Genomic DNA, 19,967 nt, shown 5'->3' on the forward strand with positions numbered 1-19,967 from the left:
CTGCGCCGCGGCCGCTGCCCGGGCCTACGGTGATACCGGTGCCGGCAACGCGTGGGGCGTAATGCCCTCCGGGGGCCCAGGTGGGCGCGGGGGCATCGGCGCCACGCTCGTCGGGGCGGGGTAGCCGGCGGTCTGCGAGAACGGCGGTGGATAAGGCGGCGGGGGCAGCTGGACGCGGATCGTGAACACCAGCCCGGTGATCGCGAAGGCGGCAATCGCGCCGACGACCAGGCCTACCAACCCGGCAGCGACGAGCGCGGCGGTGGAAAAGCGCCGTCCGGGTGCGCCGGTGTGCGTGGTGTCGGAGGTCATCTCGCTCCCGAGTGGTCTCGAGGCCGCTCAGCGCGGTCCGGATGATGGTGCGGTCATGGCGGTCAGATGCCATTGGTCCAGCCACGGCTGCACGAGTTCGGCAACCGAGAACTTAGCCGGGGCCAGGCACCCGGCGGCGGGATCGGCGGGATTGCTGCCCCGAATGTCGATGCCGACCGCGGTGGCGGTGCCGTCGTTTCGGATGAGGTAGACCGGGCCGCCGGAATCACCGCATTGGCCGCCCGCCGCGAACGAGACCTTGCTCTCGGTGACGTCGAGGATCGCGCCACATTCGGCCTCGCCACTGCTCATGCCGTACTTGCACAGCTGCTGTCCGATCGTCAGGTCGGTGCTGACCCCTGTGATCGGCAACGCGGCGGCGATGGCCGGACTCTGCGGGACATTGTCGCCGTCGAGCACGATCAGACCGATGTCGTGCTGTTCGTCGTGGACGCCCTCGTTGACGGTCTGGACGAACGTACCCAGCTTCGCGTACGGGAGGATCCCGGCGAGGTTCATCATCACCTTGCTCGGTTGCCGGGATCGATTACAGTGCCCCGCGGTGAGAACAGCGGCCTTGCCCTCGCTGGTGCGCACCAAAAACCCAGCCGTGCAACCCATCCCACCGGAACCGTCGGTGTATTCGACATAGATGCCCGCACCCGGTCCCGCGGCAGCGGACGCGGGCAAGGCGATGGGCGTCAGGTCGGGCTGCACCGGTTCTTGGGCGTATTGGACATTCTTGGGTGCCAGCCAGATGGCCGTGATACACCCGACGGCGGCGATCGCCGCGCCGATCGTCAGCCATGAGGTATGCGTCCGATCTCGCGGTACCGGCGGGTAGCGGATCGCCGGTGAGGCGAGGACGCCGCCGGCCGGCACCCGATACAGCTTGATTCGGCCGAACAGGAAGGACAACAGCGCGACGGCCACCGACGCGAGGGCGCCGAGCAAGAGCACGAGGAGGCCGGCCCGCGACGGCTGCAAGCCGATACTTGCCAGCTGCTGCGCGTAGACCCGCTCCATTGAATAGATCTTTCAGGCAAGCGGCGGCCCGCTCAAGAAAACGGCGCAGTTAGCTGAAAATGACCGGTTCGGCGGCGGCCTGGTCGGGTGCGCGGTGGTGCCGGCGGTAATGACGTATTTCGAGGAGCAGCCCGGTGAGCCCCAGCGCACCGGTGACCAACGACACTCCGAACAGCAGCGGACTGGGGTGGCCGGCCAGCGCGTCGCCGAGAAACACGACCGCGGCGGTTCCGGGTAGCAGGCCGGCCAGCGTGGCCAGCGTGTACGGCAGGATGCCGACGGCAGAGGCGGCGGCCGCATAGTTCACCACGGAAAACGGCAGCACCGGAATCAACCGCAGCGACACGACGGACACCCAGCCGCGCTCGCGCAGACGCTCGTCGGCCCGGTGGATCGCCCGGTAGCGAACCAGCCGGGACAGGCGCCATCCCGCGGCGCGCACCAACACCAGCGCCAGCACCGCGCTCGCCGTGCTGGCGACCACCGCGATCACCACGCCCAGGGCCGGCCCGAACAGCAGACCTGCGGCGAGGGTGAACGCCGTGCGGGGCACCGGCACCACTGTGACGACGATGTGCGCCGCCAGAAATGCCAGCGGGAACCACGGCCCCAGCGATTGGGCCCAATCGCGCAGCTGCACCGCGCCGGGCAGCGGAACCCATAGCGCCACAGCCACCAAGACTGTGATACCGACCACTGCCGCGATGGCGCGTGGCCGGGACAGCTGGCGCGCGCTCACCGCCAGCGCGCGCCAGAGACTGCGCAGCGTACTGGTGGTTTTGGCGGTGGCCGGACCCGTCACGGCACTCAACGTTACGGGCCGGATATGAATACCTTGTATCTCAGCCTTGGGTGTTTCGGCACCGACCTGGACCGACCGATTCACCGCACGGTTTTTTGGCGGCGGGGGCAATCAATTAGCCTGATTAGCGAGTCGCGTGTCCTCCGCAACCTCAAGCAACGTTGCCAATAGCTGCGAAAACAGGAGCAGTCGGTGTCCATTGATGTACCCGAGCTCGCCGACCTGGAACAGGTTCGCGAGCGCTGGCGCACCGCGGTTGCCGGTGTGCTCGCCAAGAGCACCCGCAAGGATCCCGCCGAGTTGGGGGGCGAACCCGAGCAGCTGCTGGACAGTCCGACCTACGACGGGTTCGCCGTTCGTCCGCTTTACACCGCGTTCGACGAGCTGCCCGAGCCGCCGCTGCCCGGCGAGTGGCCCTACCTGCGCGGCGCGGACCCCTGCCGCGACGTCAAGTCCGGCTGGAAGGTCGTCGAGGCGTTCCCGTCCGCCGGCGCCACCGCCGCTGAAACCAACGCGGCCGTGCTGGGTGCGCTCGGTGACGGGGCCAGCGCGCTGCTGCTCCGGGTCGGGGCGGACGGCGTGGCGCCGCAGGACCTCGAAGGGCTGCTCGCGGGTGTCTACCTGAGCATGGCGCCGATCATCCTCGAGGCAGGCGCACAGTATGCGGCGGCAGCCGACGCGCTGCTGGCACTGGTGGACGAGGTCGAATCCGACCAGCGCGCCACCCTCTCGATAGACCTGGGCGCCGACCCGCTGACCGCGGCGCACAGCGGACGCCCCGCGCCGACGCTCGACGACGTCGTCGTGGTCGCGTCGCGCGTGGCCGGCGATCACGGCGTGCGGGCGATCACCGTCGACGGGCCCGCGTTCCACAACCTTGGCGCCAACGCGACTTGGGAGCTGGCCGCCAGTGTCGCCGCCGCGGTGGCCTATCTTCGGGTGCTCACCGAGTCGGGGATGCCGGTCCGCCGGGCGCTGGCCCAGATCAGCTTCCGGTTGGCCGCCGACGACGACCAGTTCATGACGATCGCCAAAATGCGTGCCGTGCGCCAACTGTGGGCGCGGGTCGCCGAGGTCGTGGGGGAGCCCGATGCCGGCGGGGCCATCGTGCACGCGGAGACGTCGCTGCCGATGATGACCCAACGCGACCCGTGGGTGAACATGCTGCGCTGCACACTTGCCGCCTTCGGCGCCGGTGTCGGCGGTGTCGACACCGTGCTCGTCTTCCCGTTCGACGTCGCAATCCCGGGCGGCTTTCCCGGTACGGCGCGAAGCTTCGCGCGGCGCATCGCGCGCAACACCCAGCTGCTGCTGCTGGAGGAGTCGCACGTTGGCCGGGTGCTGGACCCCGCCGGTGGGTCGTGGTTCGTCGAAGACCTCACCAAACGCATTGCCGAGGGCGCGTGGGCACACTTTCAGGACATCGAGGGCCGCGGCGGATTCATCGACGCTCGTGACTACATTGGCGAGGCGATCGCCGACGTCGCCGCCCGGCGTGCCGACGACATCGCGCACCGCCGCACCGCGATCACCGGCGTCAACGAATTCCCGAACTTGGCCGAACCTGCACTGCCGCAAAGCGATTCGATCGGCCAACCCGACGTCGGAAACTTGCAGCGCTACGCCGCGGGATTCGAGGCGTTGCGCGACCGCTCGGATGCCTTCCTGGCCCGCACCGATGCCCGCCCCAAGGTGCTCCTGCTTCCACTGGGCCCGCTGGCCGAGCACAACATCCGCACCACGTTCGCGGCGAACCTGCTGGCCTCGGGCGGCATCGAGGCGGTCAACCCGGGTACGCTCGACGCAGCCGGGGTCGCCGCGGCGGTGTCCGACGCGGGATCGCCCGCCGCGGCGGTGATCTGCGGCACCGACAAGCGTTACGCGACGGAGGTGGCCGCGATCGTCGACGCGGCCCGCGACGCCGGAGTGTCGCGGGTCTACCTGGCGGGACCGGAAAAAGCGGTCGCCGATACCGATCCCGAGCACCGGCCCGACGAGTACCTGACAGCTAAAATCAATGCGATCCAAGCCCTTTCGGATCTACTGACTCGGTTGGGGGCCTAATACGATGACGACGTCGACTCCTGTGATCGGCAGCTTCGCCGACATCCCGCTGCACGGTGATCGCGAGGGGCGGCGGCCCACCGGAGCGGCCGTGGACAAGCACATCGCCGCGGCCGCGGCGGCGCACCTGTACACGCCCGATCAGTTGGTGTGGCATACGCCGGAAGACATTGCGGTCAAACCGGTTTACATCGCGGCCGACCGTGCTGCCGTAGAGGCCGACGGCTACCCGTTGAACAGCTTCCCCGGTGAACCGCCGTTCGTGCGCGGCCCGTACCCGACGATGTATGTCAACCAGCCGTGGACAATCCGCCAATACGCCGGCTTCTCCACCGCTGCCGAGTCCAACGCGTTCTACCGCCGCAACCTGGCCGCCGGCCAGAAGGGCCTGTCGGTGGCCTTCGACCTGGCTACCCACCGCGGATACGACTCCGACCATCCCCGCGTTCAGGGTGACGTCGGAATGGCCGGTGTGGCAATCGATTCCATCCTGGACATGCGACAGCTGTTCGACGGCATCGACCTGTCGTCGGTGTCGGTGTCGATGACCATGAACGGCGCCGTGCTGCCGATCCTGGCGCTGTACGTGGTGGCCGCCGAGGAGCAGGGGGTGCCGCCGGAGAAGCTGGCCGGCACCATCCAGAACGACATCCTCAAAGAGTTCATGGTGCGCAACACCTATATCTATCCGCCCAAGCCGTCGATGCGCATCATCTCCGACATCTTCGGCTACACCAGCGCCAAGATGCCGAAGTTCAACTCCATCTCCATCTCCGGCTACCACATCCAAGAAGCCGGTGCCACAGCGGATTTGGAGCTGGCCTACACGCTGGCCGACGGTGTGGACTACATCAAAGCCGGGCTGGACGCCGACCTGGACATCGACAAATTCGCGCCGCGGCTGTCCTTCTTCTGGGGCATCGGGATGAACTTCTTCATGGAGGTCGCCAAACTGCGCGCGGGCCGGTTGCTGTGGAGCGAACTGGTCGGCCAGTTCAACCCCAAGAGCGCGAAATCGCTTTCCCTGCGCACACACTCGCAGACCTCGGGCTGGTCGCTGACCGCGCAGGACGCGTTCAACAATGTCGCCCGGACCTGTATCGAGGCGATGGCCGCGACCCAGGGCCACACCCAGTCGCTGCACACCAACGCGCTCGACGAGGCGCTGGCGCTGCCCACCGACTTCTCCGCGCGGATCGCCCGTAACACCCAGCTGGTGCTGCAGCAGGAGTCTGGCACCACGCGGCCGATCGACCCGTGGGGCGGCTCCTATTACGTGGAGTGGCTGACCCATCAGCTCGCGCAGCGCGCGCGGGCCCACATCGCCGAAGTCGCCGAGCACGGCGGTATGGCCCAGGCCATCGACGACGGCATTCCCAAGCTGCGCATCGAGGAGGCCGCCGCACGCACCCAGGCCCGGATTGACTCGGGGATTCAGCCCGTGATCGGGATCAACAAGTATCAGGTCGAGGAGGACCAGGAGGTCGAGGTCCTCAAGGTCGAAAACAGCCGGGTGCGCGCCGAACAGCTGGCGAAGCTGAAAGACCTACGGGCGAACCGGGATTCGCAGGCTGTCGAGGCCGCACTGGCCGATTTGTCCCGGGCTGCCGCCGCGCACGGCCGCGCCGGCGAAGACGGGCTGGGCAATAACCTGCTGGCGCTGGCCATCAACGCCGCGCGGGTGAAGGCCACGGTCGGGGAGATCTCGGACGCGCTGGAGAAGGTGTACGGCCGCCACCAGGCGGAGATCCGTACGATTGCCGGCGTCTACCGCGACGAAGCATCGGGAGGCGGAAACATGACGTCCCTCTCTGACGCCACCGAACTCGTCGAGAAATTCGCCGAGGCAGACGGCCGCCGGCCCAGGATTCTGGTGGCCAAGATGGGTCAGGACGGCCACGACCGCGGGCAGAAGGTGATCGCGACGGCATTCGCCGACATCGGATTCGACGTGGACGTCGGATCGCTGTTCTCCACACCCGAGGAAGTGGCACGCCAGGCCGCCGACAACGATGTGCACGTCGTCGGCGTGTCCTCGCTGGCCGCCGGACACCTGACCCTGGTTCCCGCGCTGCGCGACGCACTCGCCGAAGCGGGCCGACCCGACATCATGATCGTGGTGGGTGGCGTCATCCCGCCCGGCGACTTCGACGAGCTTTACCAGGCGGGTGCCGCAGCCATCTTCCCGCCCGGAACGGTGATCGCCGACGCCGCAATCGGCTTGCTGCACAAGCTCGCCGAGCGGTTGGGCTACCACCTCAGCTAGATGGCGACCAGTGCCGGCAAGGCCGACAACGCCGTCGAAGGGTTAGCCGAGGCCATTCGCGGCGGTGATCGTGCGGCGCTGCCACGAGCCATCACGATGCTGGAGTCCACCCGTGCCGACCATCGTGAGCGGGCCCAGCAGTTGCTGCTGGAATTGCTGCCCGACTCCGGCAACGCCCATCGGGTGGGCATCACCGGAGTGCCCGGGGTCGGAAAGTCCACCACCATCGAGGCGCTGGGTATGCACCTGATCGACCGCGGCCACCGGGTGGCGGTCCTGGCGGTCGATCCGTCCTCGACGCGGACCGGCGGCTCGATCCTCGGCGACAAGACCCGGATGTCCCGATTGGCGGCGCACCCGAACGCCTACATCCGGCCGTCGCCGACATCGGGGACTTTAGGTGGCGTAGCAAAGGCCACCCGGGAGACGGTCGTCCTCCTGGAGGCGGCCGGTTTCGACGTGATCCTGATCGAAACCGTCGGCGTGGGTCAGTCCGAGGTGGCCGTGGCCAACATGGTCGACACCTTCGTGCTGCTCACCTTGGCCCGCACCGGTGACCAGCTGCAAGGCATCAAAAAGGGCGTGCTGGAGCTGGCCGACATTGTCGTGGTCAACAAGGCCGACGGCGAGCATCTGTCCGAGGCACGCAAAGCCGCCCGGGAGCTGTCGTCGGCGATCAGGCTGATCTATCCACGCGAAACCCTATGGCGGCCACCGGTTCTCACGATGAGCGCGGTGGAGCTCAGTGGGCTGGCCGAGATGTGGGACACCGTGGAGCGTCACCGCCAGGTGCTCACCGAGGCCGGAGAGTTCGAAGCCCGTCGGCGCGAGCAGCAAGTCGACTGGACCTGGCAGATGGTCCGCGACACGGTCCTGGACCGGGTGCTGTCCAACCCGGCGGTGCGCAAGATGCGCGCCGATCTGGAGCGGCAAGTCAAGGCCGGCGAGCTGACCCCGGCGATGGCCGCCCAGCAAATACTGGACGCAGCGTCGCGCTAACGGAAAGGTAAATTAATTCGCGTTTGTGCCACCGTCGGGCCGATCCGAAGTAAATTCGGAATCGTGACGGTAGACAACGGGGTCGATCGCCGCACGAACCCCTCCCGCGATGTCCCTGACGCAGGTCATCGCGTGTTCGGTGCGGTGGACCCAAACTTCTCCTGCGTTGTACGCGGCTTTTCGAGCCTGTTCCCCGGTCGCCGCTTCGGCGGTGGAGCGCTGGCGGTCTACCTCGATGGCCAACCGGTTGTTGACGTATGGACGGGCTGGTCGGACCGGGCGGGCAAAGTGCCCTGGACGGCCGACCGGGCTCCAATGGTTTTCTCCGCCACCAAGGGGATGGCCGCGACGGTCATCCACCGGCTCGCCGATCGGGGGCTGATCGACTACGAAGCGCCCGTCGCCGAGTACTGGCGTGAGTTCGCGGCCAACGGGAAGTCCACCCTCACCGTCCGCGAGGTGATGAGACACCGCGGCGGTCTGTCGGGATTGCGTGGCGCCACCCAGGACGACCTGCTGGATCACCGGGTGATGGAAGAGCGGCTGGCGGCGGCGCCGCCCGGACGGTTGCTGGGCAAACCGGCTTACCACGCCCTGACCTTCGGCTGGCTGATGTCGGGCTTGGCCCGGGCCGTGACCGGCAAGGGTATGCGCACGCTGATCCGCGAGGAACTGGCCGAGCCGCTGGGCACCGATGGCATGCACCTGGGGCGCCCACCCGCCGGCGCGCCGACCAAGGTTGCGGAGATCATCATGCCGCAGAACGTCATCGGCAACCCCGTCATCGGCTACGCGGCGCGCAAAGTAGCAACCGAACTGTCGGGTGGATTCCGCTCGTTGTACTTTCGCGGCGTCATGGCTGCCGTGCAGGGCGAGATTCCATTGCTGGACGCCGAGATGCCGGCAGCCAACGGGGTGGCGACGGCTCGCGGATTGGCGCGGATGTACGGCGCCATCGCCAACAACGGTGAGATCGACGGCACGCGCTTCTTGTCGCCGGAGATCGTCGCCGGGCTGACCGGACGGCGCAGCCTGAAGCGGGACCGAAACATCATGGTGCCCTTGTCATTCCACCTCGGCTATCACACCGTGCCGTTCGGCAATGTGATGCCGGGCTTCGGGCATGTCGGAATGGGCGGATCGTTCGGCTGGGCCGACCCCGCGTCGGGGCTGGCATTCGCTTTCGTGCACAACCGGCTGCTGTCGCCCTTCCTGGTGCTCGATCACTCTGGCGTGGCCACGCTGGGCAATTTGCTCCGGGTGGGGGTCGGCAAGGCCCGCAAGCGTGGTTTCCGGCCGGTCACCGAGTTCGGGGCGCCGTTCAGCGAACCCGACGCCGCCGTCGGCTGACCTGCGTTCCCCCGCGCAAATTCGGGTGCGGCGGTAGAATCGGTCAATCCTCGATGGTGAACACCCGGTTACCAGCCAACAAACCACGAGGTAGGGGGCCGAGTGAGAGGCTTTCCGTGCGTACACACCCCTACGCAATCGCCGCCCGAGGGCCGATTTTCCCGCAGTCGCGTAAATTAGCTCCGGTAGTGATCGGAAGTCGATGTTGCGGCTCGATACACGGGGTGGGGGCGCCGCACGTCTGGCCCGCGGGCCAGATCGACCGACGTAGGGCGGCCTCCGCATCCGGTTTGGAGTCGTGTTCGTGACGGCGACGGACGGCCGGGCCAAGGGCAATCCCCAGCCCAAGAGCGCACATCGCAGGGTCGTCCTTTTCGTACTGGGGCCGCAACGATCCGGCACGTCGGCAATTACCCGCGTTCTTTCCCTCTCCGGTGGTGTGCTGCCTGCCGGGATGCTGGGCGCCGACGCGGGCAATCCGCGCGGTTACTGGGAACCGCGCAAGGCCATCGCCATCAACGAAACCATTCTGTATCGCCACCACACCGCCTGGTTCGATCCGTCACTGCGCTCCGTGGACGGCGACGCGCTCGACGCCGACGAGCGAGCCGCCTGCATCGGCCAGATCGAGGCCTATCTGGCCCAGCTGCCCGTCGCACCGGTGCTGGTGATCAAGGAACCCCGGATAACCACGCTGTCCCCGCTGTGGTTTGAAGCCGCGCGACGGGCCGGTTTCGACGTAGGGGCCGTCATCGCGGTCCGCCACCCGCTGGAGGTCATCTCGTCGGTGGCCGCGACCTGGCAAGTCTCGCGCGAGCTCTCGGGTGCCCTGTGGTTGAAATACAGCCTGCTGGCAGAGCGCTACACGCGCGGCCTGCCGCGCGTGTTCGTTGACTACACCGACTTCCTCGACAACTGGCGCCGGGAAGTAAAGCGGATCGCCACCACACTCGACATCGATCTGAACACGCAGCGAGAGGACGCAATCGAGGAGTTCCTCACTCCTGATCTGCGGCGTCAGCGCCAGTCCGGATGCGTGAAGGGGCTCGGCGGCGCGGATTGGATTTCCACGGTCCATAACACGTTGTGCGACGCCGCGCACGACGAGCCGCTGGACACCGCCGCGCTCGACAGCATTTTCGATTCGTATCGCGCGAGCGATCAGTTGTGCACGGCCTTCGAGGATTTCCGCACTCTCTCCAAGAAAGCCCTCTACCGGTTCCTGCGGCCGTCGATCGCGATGCCGATGATGGAGCTTGTCGCGATGGCCCACGGGCGCCGGGGGACCTGGGCCTAGCGGTTTGCCAGACTGCCGAAAAAGCTTGTCCCGCAGGCATAACGAAGCTGTTCATAATCCGGAACGAGCAGTCTAAACCCGTCGATCCGGCACCACATCCGCTGTCGGGTGCGTGGTAGCTGCGGACCTATATCGGAAATGCCACTAGCGCGAGGGCGCTGCTCGATATGATCGACCAGACCCATTGACGAACGGGAGACTTTGGCTCTTGTCACAATCCGTGCTTATCACCGGTGGAGCTGGATTTATCGGGTCTGCGCTGTCGCGCCGTCTCGTCAAGGCCGGTTACGACGTCGCGGTGATGGATGTCCTGCATCCACAGGTGCACGCCCCTGGTCAGGCGATCGACTTGCCGGCAGCGGTGCGGTTGTTCACCGGCGACGTCACCCACGCGCCCGACTGGGATGCCGTGCTGCGGTTGTTCCGGCCTTCCCAGATCGTCCATCTGGCCGCCGAGACGGGCACAGCGCAGTCGCTCTCTGAGGCGACGCGGCATGGTTCGGTCAACGTAGTGGGCACCACCCAGCTTCTGGACGGCTTGAGCCGCTCGGGATTCGTGCCCGATCAGCTGGTGCTGGCGTCATCACGGGCCGTCTACGGCGAGGGCGCTTGGCAGACCGGCGGGCACATCTTCTATCCGCGGCCGCGCAGCCACGCGCAATTGGTGGCGGGCATCTGGGATCCGCAAAGCCCGACGGGTGAAGCCGCGGTGCCGCTGCCCAGCTGCGCGGGCCGAACCGAGCCTCGACCCACCAATGTCTACGCCGCGACCAAACTCGCCCAGGAGCACACGTTGGCGGCCTGGGCCGCCGCACACGACACGAATGTCAGTGTGCTGCGCCTGCAGAACGTTTATGGGCCGGGCCAGTCGTTGACCAATTCGTACACCGGAATAGTCGCTCTCTTCGCGCGATTGGCCCGCGAGCGTCATTCGCTGGAGGTCTACGAAGACGGTCGAATTGTGCGCGATTTCGTGTACATCGACGACGTTATCGACGCGCTGTTCGCGGCGGTGCAGCAACCCGCGGCCGAGCCGCGCTGCCTTGACGTCGGATCAGGTACCCCGACGACGATTCATGAGCTGGCACAAACGATTAGCGTCGTTTGCGGGGCTCCCGAACCGGTCATCGTATCGAAATTCCGCGATGGCGATGTTCGTGCCGCGAGCTGCGACGTCGGGCCCGCGAAAGAGGCACTGGATTGGCGCCCGAAATGGTCGCTCGACGACGGTTTGCAAAAGCTCCTGGAATGGATCGGCCAGCAACGCGAATCTTCTTCCGCGGCAACCGATCACACCGTCGATGCCCACCGCTCGGTAGCGGAACATGCCGGGCGGAATTAGCGGAACCCACACGTCATACGGCGTGGTTGGTAGCGACGGGGGCACGCACCGCACTCGGTCGTTGGCGCCGATCCCGCCGCGGGTCAAAGGTCAGGCCCGTCGGGTGGTTTGGGCTAGCGATGTCGGGTTCGCTGCACGGCTCGTGGTGACTTATGAGCAATCGTGTGGTTCATTCAATAACTTGGAGCGATTCGCCTTAGTCTAGCCAGAACAGGGAGGTGAACCGGTGGGCGTCGTAGCTGACAGGCCGCAAGTGGAGCGGGCGGCAGTTCATCGTCTGTGGCAAGCGGTGCTCATTGGCACTGCGCTTGTCGTAGCTGCGGCGTGCTTCTACGTGCCGGCTCTCCTCATCCCGATCGCCGCAGTCCTGGTGTTGCTGGTAGGCGCACGCATTCTTTATCCGGGACGAGATCGCTACATTCCCAATTTGTATGCCCGTGACACCAGGATTTATGACGACGGCTACCGTGATTTCATTCGCCAGACCATGTCAGATTTGCGACGGCGCCGAATTCGAAATCACACATTGTTGTCGGAAGCATCGAGCCTGGCCGGGCCGTCCCTGGGCGATTCCGACGAACTGATCCTCGACCTCGGCGTTTGGATCGGTTGGTCGACGAGGCTGATATCCGATGCCAGCGACCGGATGGTCTACGGTTTCGACAGCTTTGAGGGTCTCGTCGAGGACTGGAAACTCGAGGACCATGTCGTCAAGCGCGGAACGTTCTCCTTGTCGGATCCGTTCGCGCAACGATTCATGCAAGATACCGGCGTCAGTTTCCACGACGGCCTGCCCGACGCCCTCGGCCGGAAAGTCCAGTTCATCAAGGGCAGCACCTACGACACGCTCGCGCCATTTTTGGCCGACCGGCCAAATGCGCCGATCAGGCTGTTTCACATGGACCTGGACACCTACGAGAGTTGCCTGCATGCATTGGAGACGTGCAAGGAACACTTCGTTCCGGGGTCGATCCTGGTGTTCGACGAGTACCTCGTCACCAACGGCGAAATGCGGGCGTTCTTCGAGTTTCAGTCTCGCTACGGGCTGGAATGGCAATACCGGGCCTGGGGTCTCGAGATGATGGAGATGAATCTCGAGATGGTCACCGCCCGTTGGAAACGCATCTTCTACCGTATGGTCGCGATTCCGGTGTATTGGCTGATCGGCGAGGGCAGCTTCGCGGTGAAGTTCTTACGAAAGCCGTTCTGGCGATTTTGGTTGGGCGCTCCGATAAGCGACATGATTTTCCTGCTCGGCGCGGCCGGGTCGCGCAAGTCGGTCAGTCTCGAGATCACCGGTCTGGGCAAGCTCGAGCAGACGCGCTAGTTTGGCCGGCGATCGACGGTAGACTCCCACACGCTGCGGGGGCGGGTCAGCTGGCGCGCGGACGCGAAGTCGCTTGAGGGAAAACCGCGAAACGCGTTGCCGACCTCGGTCGGCCACTAGGCTGAACAACCGGTTCACACATGGGAGTTAGAGGATGGGACATTGGGGGCAGATTTGACCGCGACTGAATGCGATTCGCGATCGGCTTATCTCGACCTGCTCCGCCGTGACCTCACCAGATATGGTCAGGATCAGCTGGTGCCGGTGGGGTGGTATCGCTTGGGCCGGCCGGTATTCAATAGCCGCAATTTCATGCTGGTGCGTAAGTATCCGTTCGACAAGCATGCGCGTGACTTGGGCCTGGATTGGCCGACGGATGCCTTGACGATGATCGGAATGCAGCGGCTGACCAGTCTGCAGCACTGCGTCGAGACGGTGCTGGCCGACGGGGTCCCCGGCGATCTGGTCGAGTGCGGCGTATGGCGTGGTGGCGCTTCAATCTTGATGCGTGCGGTTCTTTCGGCTTACGGCGATCGGACGCGCACGGTGTGGCTGGCCGATTCGTTCGCCGGTGTACCGCCCCCGGACACCGCGAATTACAAGGCCGATAAAGGGATTAAGCTGCACCGCCACGCGAAGATCCTGGGCGTTCCGGAGGCGGAAGTCAGGTCGAATTTCGAGCGTTACGGGTTGCTCGATGACCAGGTCCGCTTCATCCCCGGCTGGTTCAAGGACACGTTGGCCGACGCTCCGGTCGAGCAGATTGCGGTCTTGCGGCTCGACGGCGATCTCTACGAATCCACGATCCAGGCCCTCGACGCCCTTTACCCACGCTTGTCGTCCGGCGGCTATTGCATCATCGACGACTACCACGCCCTGAAAGCGTGCGAGCAGGCCGTGGCCGACTACCGCGCGAAGCATGGGATCGCCGCCAAGATCGAAGAAATCGACGGCACCGGCGTGCTCTGGCGTAAGCCATAACGCCACACGAACCTAAAGGCCGGAGTTCGCAATGAAATTCGTGCTGGCAAATTACGGAACTCGAGGCGATGTCGAGCCCTCCCTCGTTGTCGCACGCGAACTGCAGCGCAGAGGCCACGACGTGCAGATGGCCGTCGCGCCTGACCTGATGGAATTCGTCGAGGCGGCCGGTCTTCCCGCGGTCGCCTACGGGCTGGACACGCGGACCTGGCTGGACGTGTACCGCGACCTGTGGACGTCCTTCTTCAGCAGGTTCTGGCGGGTCCGGCGGCTGAGACGACTGTGGCACGAAATGTGGGAGTTCAGCGACGAGTGCTGGGCCAAGATGAACACCACGCTGGTGTCGCTGGCCGAAGGTGCCGACCTGCTGTTCGCCGGGTTGAGTTACCAGGAAACCGCCGCCAATGTCGCGGAGTATTACGACCTTCCGTTGGTCACGTTGCATCACGTCCCGATGCGGCCCAACGGCCAGGTCGTCTCGTTCCTGCCGGCAGCGCTGGCCCGCTACTCGATGACTGCGTTCGATTGGTTCTGCTGGCGGCTGAACAAGAAGGTCGAGGACGCGCAGCGCCGTGAACTCGGCCTGCCGAAGGCGACCGGCCCTTCGCCGGGGCGCATCGCCAGACGCCAATCCCTGGAAATCCAGGCGTACGACGAGGCGTGCTTTCCCGGGCTGGCAGACGAATGGGCGAAGTGGGACGGCCATCGCCCGTTCGTCGGCACGCTGACGATGGAGCTGACGACTGAGGTCGACGAGGAGGTGGTGTCCTGGATCGCGGCGGGCACACCGCCCATCTGCTTTGGTTTCGGCAGCATGGCGGTGGAATCTCCGGCCGACACGATCGAGATGATCAGTTCGGCCTGCGCGGAGTTGGGGGAGCGGGCACTAGTGTGCGCCGGCTGGAGTGACTTCAGTGGCGTCACGCTTCCCGACCACGTCAAGGTGGTGGGCGCGGTGAACTACGCGAAGGTCTTTCCCGCCTGCCGCGCCGTCGTGCACCACGGCGGCTCGGGCACCACTGCAGCAAGCATGCGGGCGGGCGTTCCCACCTTGATTCTCTCGATGGACCCCAACCAAACGATCTGGGGGTCCCAGCTCAAGAAACTCAAAGTGGGGACCACCCGGCGTTTCTCGAGCACCAACCGCGAATCGCTGGTCGCGGATCTGCGCCGGATCCTCGACCCGGATTACGCGACGAGAGCCCGCGAGCTTGCCACCCGGATGACCAAACCCGCCGACAGCGTCAGTGCCGCCGCCGATCTGGTGGAAAACTTTGCCCGCGCGAAGCACCTTGCCTAATCCCGAATGGAGCCGCGAATTGCGCGGAATCAATCGCCCGCGTCATGCTCAATTCGCCAGAGGTTGTTCGCTGCGCTCACATCCGCCGCGGGACGTCTCTGAATATCAAGTTTGCCGACCACCATTAGCCTTCCGATCACGATGTCTGATGGTCGGCCCGAGCACATTAAAGAAGAACGCTGACGCGTTCGCGGCGACGGCGAATTTGCGGCTGATCGGGACAGCCAAAAGCCGATGTGAACCAGGAGTAAACGCGCTCGCCTGGGCTTGCCTAGGTCGACGGGAAGTGATAGGTCTAGCCTCGCGATGAAATTTGCTCTGGCATGTTATGGAACCCGGGGGGATGTCGAGCCCTCGCTGGCTGCTGGGCGCGAACTGTTACGCAGGGGCCACGAAGTTCGCATGGCCATCCCGCCCAATCTCCTTGGCCTGGCTGAGACGGCCGGCCTCGACGCGGTCGCCTATGGACCAGACATGCAGGCGTTCTGGGACGACGAGTTCCTGCGCAACTTCTGGTCGAGGTTCCGCCGCACGTTCTGGACCATCAAGGGTCCGATCGACCTGGTGCGCGAAGCCTGGGAGCCCGTGCTGCGGTCCTGGACGGATATGAGCGAGACCCTGACGGCGCTGACCGCCGGCGCCGACGTGCTCTTCACTGGCCAGCTGTACCAGGACCTCGCGACTAACGTCGCGGAGTACTACGACATCCCTTTGGCAGTGCTGCATTACATCCCGATGCGGCCCAACGGGCAGCTCATCCCAAACCTGCCGGCACCGCTGGTACGCACCGGTATGGCCGCGTACGACTGGATGGTCTGGCGGATGAACAAGAAGGCAGAGGACGCCCAGCGGCGCAAGCTCGGCCTGCCGAAAACCACCTGCGCGTCTCCGAAGCGGATTGCCCAGCGCGGATCACTGGAACTACAGGCCTACGACGAGGTGTGCTTCCCCGGGCTGGCCTCCGAATGGGCGAAATGGGGCGAGCGACGCCCGTTTGTCGGCGCGCTGACGATGGGGTTGACGACGGACATCGACGACGAGGTCGCGGCGTGGGCCAACGCGGGAACACCGCCCATCGTTTTCGGCTTTGGCAGCATGCCGGTCAGCGAAACCCCGACCGACACGGTCGAAATGATCGCCGCGGCCTGCGAGCAATTGGGCGAGCGGGCGTTGATCTGCGCCGGTTGGGCCGACTTCAGCGAGGTGCCGCATTTCGAGCACGTCAAGGTGGTCGGTGCGGTGAATTACGCGAAAGTCTTCCCTAGCTGCCGTGCGGTGGTACACCATGGCGGCTCGGGCACCACGGCCGCCGGCCTGCGCGCCGGGATCCCCACGCTGATCCTCTGGACGGCAGGCGATCAGCCGTTCTGGGGTGGCCACCTCAAACGCCTGAAAGTTGGTGCGGCCCGGAAGTTTTCGGTCACCACCAAAGAAACGTTGATCGAGGATCTGCGAGAGATCCTCACTCCGGAATGCGCGGTCAAAGCGCGGGCGCTGGCAACCCGGATGACGTCGGCCGAGGACAGTGTCACCCGCGCCGCGGATCTGCTGGAAAGTTTCGCCTACTCGGGACGTTTCGCGTGATCGGCGGGAGCGCCGGCGCGGTCGCGTAGTCGGCCCAAGCCGCACGCCAGCGCCTCGATTCGGAGGTTTGCTGCGGGGTACTCAGTTAACATGCTGTTGGGGTTGGTACGGTCTTGAGCCTTGTCGGGGATCGGGACTTGTCGAGCTGGGGAGTTGACGGAAAACCGTGGAACGCTTTGGTGACGTCGAAGGGCGTCTAGGCTCCATGATTGGGAGTAGTCGTATGCGAGGAGAGGGCCGTTTTGACCGTGACTGATACCGACGCGCGGTCTGCGTACCTTGACCTGCTCCGTCGTGACCTCACCCGATATGGTCAGGATGAGTTGGTGCCGGTCGGGTGGTACCGGCTGGGGCGGCCGATTTTCAACGCCCGCAACTTTATGCTGGTGCGTAAATATCCGTTCAACGCGTATGCGCGGGACCGGGGCCTGGATTGGCCGGCGGACGCGTTGACGATGATCGGCATGCAGCGACTCACCAGCTTGCAGAAGTGTGTCGAGACGGTGCTCAACGAGGGTGTTCCCGGTGATCTGGTCGAGTGTGGCGTATGGCGTGGCGGCGCTTCGATTTTGATGCGCGCGGTTCTCTCGGCTTACGGAGACCGGACGCGCAAGGTGTGGCTATGTGATTCGTTCGCCGGCGTACCTCCGCCGGATACGGCGAATTACCAAGCCGATAAAGGGATTAAGCTGCATCGGCATGCGAGCATCCTTGGAGTCTCGCAGGAGCAGGTCAAGGCGAATTTCGAGCGCTACGGGTTGCTGGACGAGCAGGTCGGTTTTGTCCCCGGCTGGTTCAAGGACACGCTCGCCGATGCTCCGATTGAACAGATTGCGGTGCTGCGGCTCGACGGCGATCTCTATGAATCGACGATTCAGGGCCTCGATGCGCTCTACCCACGCCTGTCGTCGGGTGGTTACTGCATCATCGACGACTACCACGCTCTGAAAGCGTGTGAGCAAGCGGTGACTGACTACCGCGAGAAGCACCATATAACCGCCGAAATCGAGGAAATCGACGGCACCGGTGTGCTGTGGCGCAAGCCATGACCACCACACGGCCCTAGGTCTGAATCCGGTTTCCCAACGCACGGACGGCAATCGCCGTTCGCCGTAAACCCATGTCCGAGAACGCGTTTGCGTTATCTGGCGCAGCGCGATCGGTCAACTAAGTTGGCGGTGAACCCATCCCATTCGCCGGAGACCCGGTTCGCGCCAATGCTATCGTTGCCGCCGTGGCAAACGGTCTAGACGTTAAGACTCGCTTCCTGATGTGGTGGGTGCGCGGTGAGTATTGGCTCGCGCGCAAGGTGCTGCCCGACGTGTACGCAAGCGACGGCCTGATCAGCTTCCACAACGACGCGTTTCTGGACGACCCCGCGTTCCAGCGTGCCTACAAACGTGGCGCGCGTGCGCTCCCCGACCAGGACTGGTATCAGTGGCAGTGGCGGGTGCATGTGGGGTTGTGGGCGGCAAAGACCGCGAGCCGGCTGGACGGCGATTTCGTCGAGTGTGGCGTCAGCTACGGGTTCTTGAGCAGCGCCATCATGGAGTACCTCGACTGGGACAGCCTGGGCAAAACGTTCTATCTGCTCGACACCTTCGCCGGAATCGATTCGCGGTTCGTCACCGAGGCGGAACGCGAATCCGGCGAGTATGAGCGAAGCCAGTTGAAGCTGCGCAACGGGATGTACGTCAGCGGAGTCGAGGGCGTCCGCGCCAATTTCGCCCAGTGGAAAAACCAGCGCATCATCGTCGGTGCGGTGCCGGAAACCCTCGACGAGGTCGAGGCGCAGACGGTGGCCTACCTGCACATCGACATGAACTGTGCGCCACCCGAAGTCGCGGCCCTGCGCCATTTTTGGCCACGGCTCACGCCGGGTGCCGTAGTGCTCCTCGACGACTACGCCAATCGGGGGCGCGACGAGCAGCGTGCTGCGATGGATGCCTTGGCCGCCGAATTCGGTGTGGTGATCTGTGCGCTGCCCACCGGTCAGGGCTTGCTGCTCAAGCCGGTGCAGTGACCCGCTTAGACGGACGTATCTCTGCGGGCGGCACCCTCTAGGAGATCGGCAGCGCGGCCGATGCTTTCGGCGGGTTTGGTCATTCGGCTCGCGAGTTCGCGGGCGCGGGTGGCGTATTGCGGGGCCAGAATCTCGCGCAGATCCGCGATCAGCGTTTCTCGCGTGGCCGACGAAAAGCGCCGAGCAGCGCCGACCTTCAGCCGTTTCACCTGCGCGCCCCAGTACGGCTGATCGGCCGAGCTCCACAGGATCAGCGTGGGAATCCCGGCGCGCATGCTCGCGGCCGTGGTTCCCGAGCCACCGTGGTGGACCACTGCGCGGCAGGCCGGGAAAATCGTGGCGTAGTTCACCGGGCCCACCAGCTTGACGTGGTCGGGATGCGGCACGTCGGTGAAGTCGGTGCCGCCGAAGCACACCAAGGCTCGCTCACCCAACTGCGCGCACGTCGTGCCGATCATCTCCACCAGTTCGGTCGGAGATTCGACCGGGATGCTGCCCGAGCTGAAGCAGATCGGGGGCGTTCCCGCGGCGATCCACGACGTGACCCCTTCGTCGGCGTCCGTGGCCAATTCCATTGTCAGCGCACCGACAAAGGGTCTGCGGCCGTCCCATTTCGCCCACTCGGCGGCGAGCCCTGGATAGCACACCTCGTCGTAGCCCTGGATTTCCAGGGCTCCCCGGTCGGCGATGCGTCGCTGTGAGCGAGCCGTCGCGTTCGGCAGCCCCAGTGCGCGGCGCTGCTCGTCCTCGACCTTCTTCGTCGCGCGCCAAAACAGCCATTCGATCGCGGTCATCGAGGAGCGGACCAGCGGCGCCGGCACGGTCGGGACCAGTTGGCCGTTGGCCCGCATCGGGAAGTGATGCAGGGTGACCAACGGAATGTCGTAATGCTCGGCCACATTGGCGGCGGCCTGCTCGAAATTGATGCCGGTGGACACCAGGTCGGCCCCGTGGGCCAGCGACATCAGCGTCGTACTCACCTGGGCCCAGTGCACGATGATGGGCTCCCAGACTTTGCGCACCGTGTTGATCGGGCCGCTGATCGTCCAGGCGCTGCGAAAGAAATCCGTCCACATGTTGCGCAGGAAATCCTCGTCCAGGAAATCTTCGATGGGCGGCCCGTAAGACACGGCCCGCAGCCCCGCCGTCTCGGTGAAGTCCACCAGCCCCGGCGGGACCGCCAGGGCCACGTCGTGCCCTCGGCGCTGCAGTTCGCGACCGACGGCGGCGGACGGCTCGATATCGCCGCGTGTTCCGTAGCTAGCCAGCACGAATTTCATCAGGATGCCAGCCT

General features: G+C 65.3%; 16 protein-coding genes. 12 read left to right on the forward strand and 4 right to left on the reverse strand.

Annotated elements, in window-relative coordinates; genetic code table 11:
• Nucleotides 1–24 precede the first annotated feature (24 nt).
• Genes MJO58_RS11510 through MJO58_RS11520 form a run of 3 tightly spaced genes read right to left on the reverse strand, consistent with a single transcriptional unit; the run spans nt 25 to nt 2,140 of the window.
• Nucleotides 25–312 (reverse strand): hypothetical protein, encoded by a 288-nt coding sequence (locus tag MJO58_RS11510; protein WP_239722895.1) that lies wholly within the window; start codon nt 310–312, stop codon nt 25–27.
• A 27-nt stretch (nt 313–339) separates the two neighbouring features.
• Nucleotides 340–1,338 carry a S1 family peptidase gene (locus tag MJO58_RS11515; protein ID WP_239722896.1) on the reverse strand — a complete coding sequence of 333 codons (999 nt, stop codon included), beginning with the start codon at nt 1,336–1,338 and terminating at the stop codon, nt 340–342.
• 49 nt (nt 1,339–1,387) lie between these two features.
• Complete coding sequence (locus MJO58_RS11520) at nt 1,388–2,140, reverse strand: TVP38/TMEM64 family protein (protein ID WP_434086341.1); 753 nt, start codon at nt 2,138–2,140, stop codon at nt 1,388–1,390.
• A 192-nt stretch (nt 2,141–2,332) separates the two neighbouring features.
• Here MJO58_RS11520 and mutA point away from each other — a divergent pair, with 192 nt between their 5' ends.
• The 12 genes from mutA to MJO58_RS11580 all read left to right on the forward strand — a co-directional run bounded on the left by mutA (nt 2,333) and on the right by MJO58_RS11580 (nt 18,673).
• Nucleotides 2,333–4,204 (forward strand): methylmalonyl-CoA mutase small subunit, encoded by a 1,872-nt coding sequence (gene mutA / locus MJO58_RS11525; protein ID WP_239722897.1) that lies wholly within the window; start codon nt 2,333–2,335, stop codon nt 4,202–4,204.
• A gap of 4 nt (nt 4,205–4,208) precedes the next feature.
• On the forward strand, nt 4,209–6,470 hold the full coding sequence (scpA, locus tag MJO58_RS11530) for a methylmalonyl-CoA mutase (RefSeq protein ID WP_239722899.1): 2,262 nt from the start codon (nt 4,209–4,211) through the stop codon (nt 6,468–6,470).
• Entirely contained in the window at nt 6,471–7,469 is a 999-nt protein-coding gene (gene meaB / locus MJO58_RS11535; protein ID WP_090601609.1) for a methylmalonyl Co-A mutase-associated GTPase MeaB, read from the forward strand.
• A gap of 63 nt (nt 7,470–7,532) precedes the next feature.
• Nucleotides 7,533–8,819 (forward strand): esterase/beta-lactamase LipL, encoded by a 1,287-nt coding sequence (lipL, locus tag MJO58_RS11540; protein WP_090601610.1) that lies wholly within the window; start codon nt 7,533–7,535, stop codon nt 8,817–8,819.
• Nucleotides 8,820–9,117: 298 nt separating this feature from the next.
• Nucleotides 9,118–10,116 carry a sulfotransferase family protein gene (locus MJO58_RS11545; RefSeq protein ID WP_434086342.1) on the forward strand — a complete coding sequence of 333 codons (999 nt, stop codon included), beginning with the start codon at nt 9,118–9,120 and terminating at the stop codon, nt 10,114–10,116.
• 220 nt (nt 10,117–10,336) lie between these two features.
• Entirely contained in the window at nt 10,337–11,458 is a 1,122-nt protein-coding gene (locus tag MJO58_RS11550) for an NAD-dependent epimerase/dehydratase family protein (protein ID WP_239723238.1), read from the forward strand.
• 226 nt (nt 11,459–11,684) lie between these two features.
• Nucleotides 11,685–12,785, forward strand: a complete 1,101-nt coding sequence (locus tag MJO58_RS11555) for a class I SAM-dependent methyltransferase (protein WP_244890073.1) — start codon at nt 11,685–11,687, stop codon at nt 12,783–12,785.
• Between the two features lie 162 nt (nt 12,786–12,947).
• The gene (locus tag MJO58_RS11560) at nt 12,948–13,766 is read left to right on the forward strand and encodes a TylF/MycF/NovP-related O-methyltransferase (RefSeq protein ID WP_420845341.1); all 819 of its coding nucleotides are present in this window, start codon (nt 12,948–12,950) and stop codon (nt 13,764–13,766) included.
• A gap of 31 nt (nt 13,767–13,797) precedes the next feature.
• Entirely contained in the window at nt 13,798–15,066 is a 1,269-nt protein-coding gene (locus MJO58_RS11565; protein WP_239722900.1) for a glycosyltransferase, read from the forward strand.
• Between the two features lie 306 nt (nt 15,067–15,372).
• A complete protein-coding gene (locus tag MJO58_RS11570) occupies nt 15,373–16,650 on the forward strand; it encodes a glycosyltransferase (protein WP_239722901.1) in 1,278 nt (425 codons plus the stop codon).
• Nucleotides 16,651–16,892: 242 nt separating this feature from the next.
• Nucleotides 16,893–17,699: a TylF/MycF/NovP-related O-methyltransferase gene (locus MJO58_RS11575; RefSeq protein ID WP_090601615.1), complete on the forward strand. Its 807-nt coding sequence runs from the start codon at nt 16,893–16,895 to the stop codon at nt 17,697–17,699.
• A 185-nt stretch (nt 17,700–17,884) separates the two neighbouring features.
• Nucleotides 17,885–18,673, forward strand: a complete 789-nt coding sequence (locus MJO58_RS11580; protein ID WP_090601616.1) for a class I SAM-dependent methyltransferase — start codon at nt 17,885–17,887, stop codon at nt 18,671–18,673.
• A gap of 5 nt (nt 18,674–18,678) precedes the next feature.
• On the opposite strand, the gene MJO58_RS11585 is transcribed toward MJO58_RS11580, so the two are convergent.
• On the reverse strand, nt 18,679–19,953 hold the full coding sequence (locus MJO58_RS11585) for a glycosyltransferase (RefSeq protein ID WP_239722902.1): 1,275 nt from the start codon (nt 19,951–19,953) through the stop codon (nt 18,679–18,681).
• Nucleotides 19,954–19,967: the final 14 nt, after the last annotated feature.

The sequence above is a fragment of the Mycobacterium lentiflavum genome, from assembly GCF_022374895.2.
Classification (GTDB): Bacteria; Actinomycetota; Actinomycetes; order Mycobacteriales; family Mycobacteriaceae; genus Mycobacterium; species Mycobacterium lentiflavum.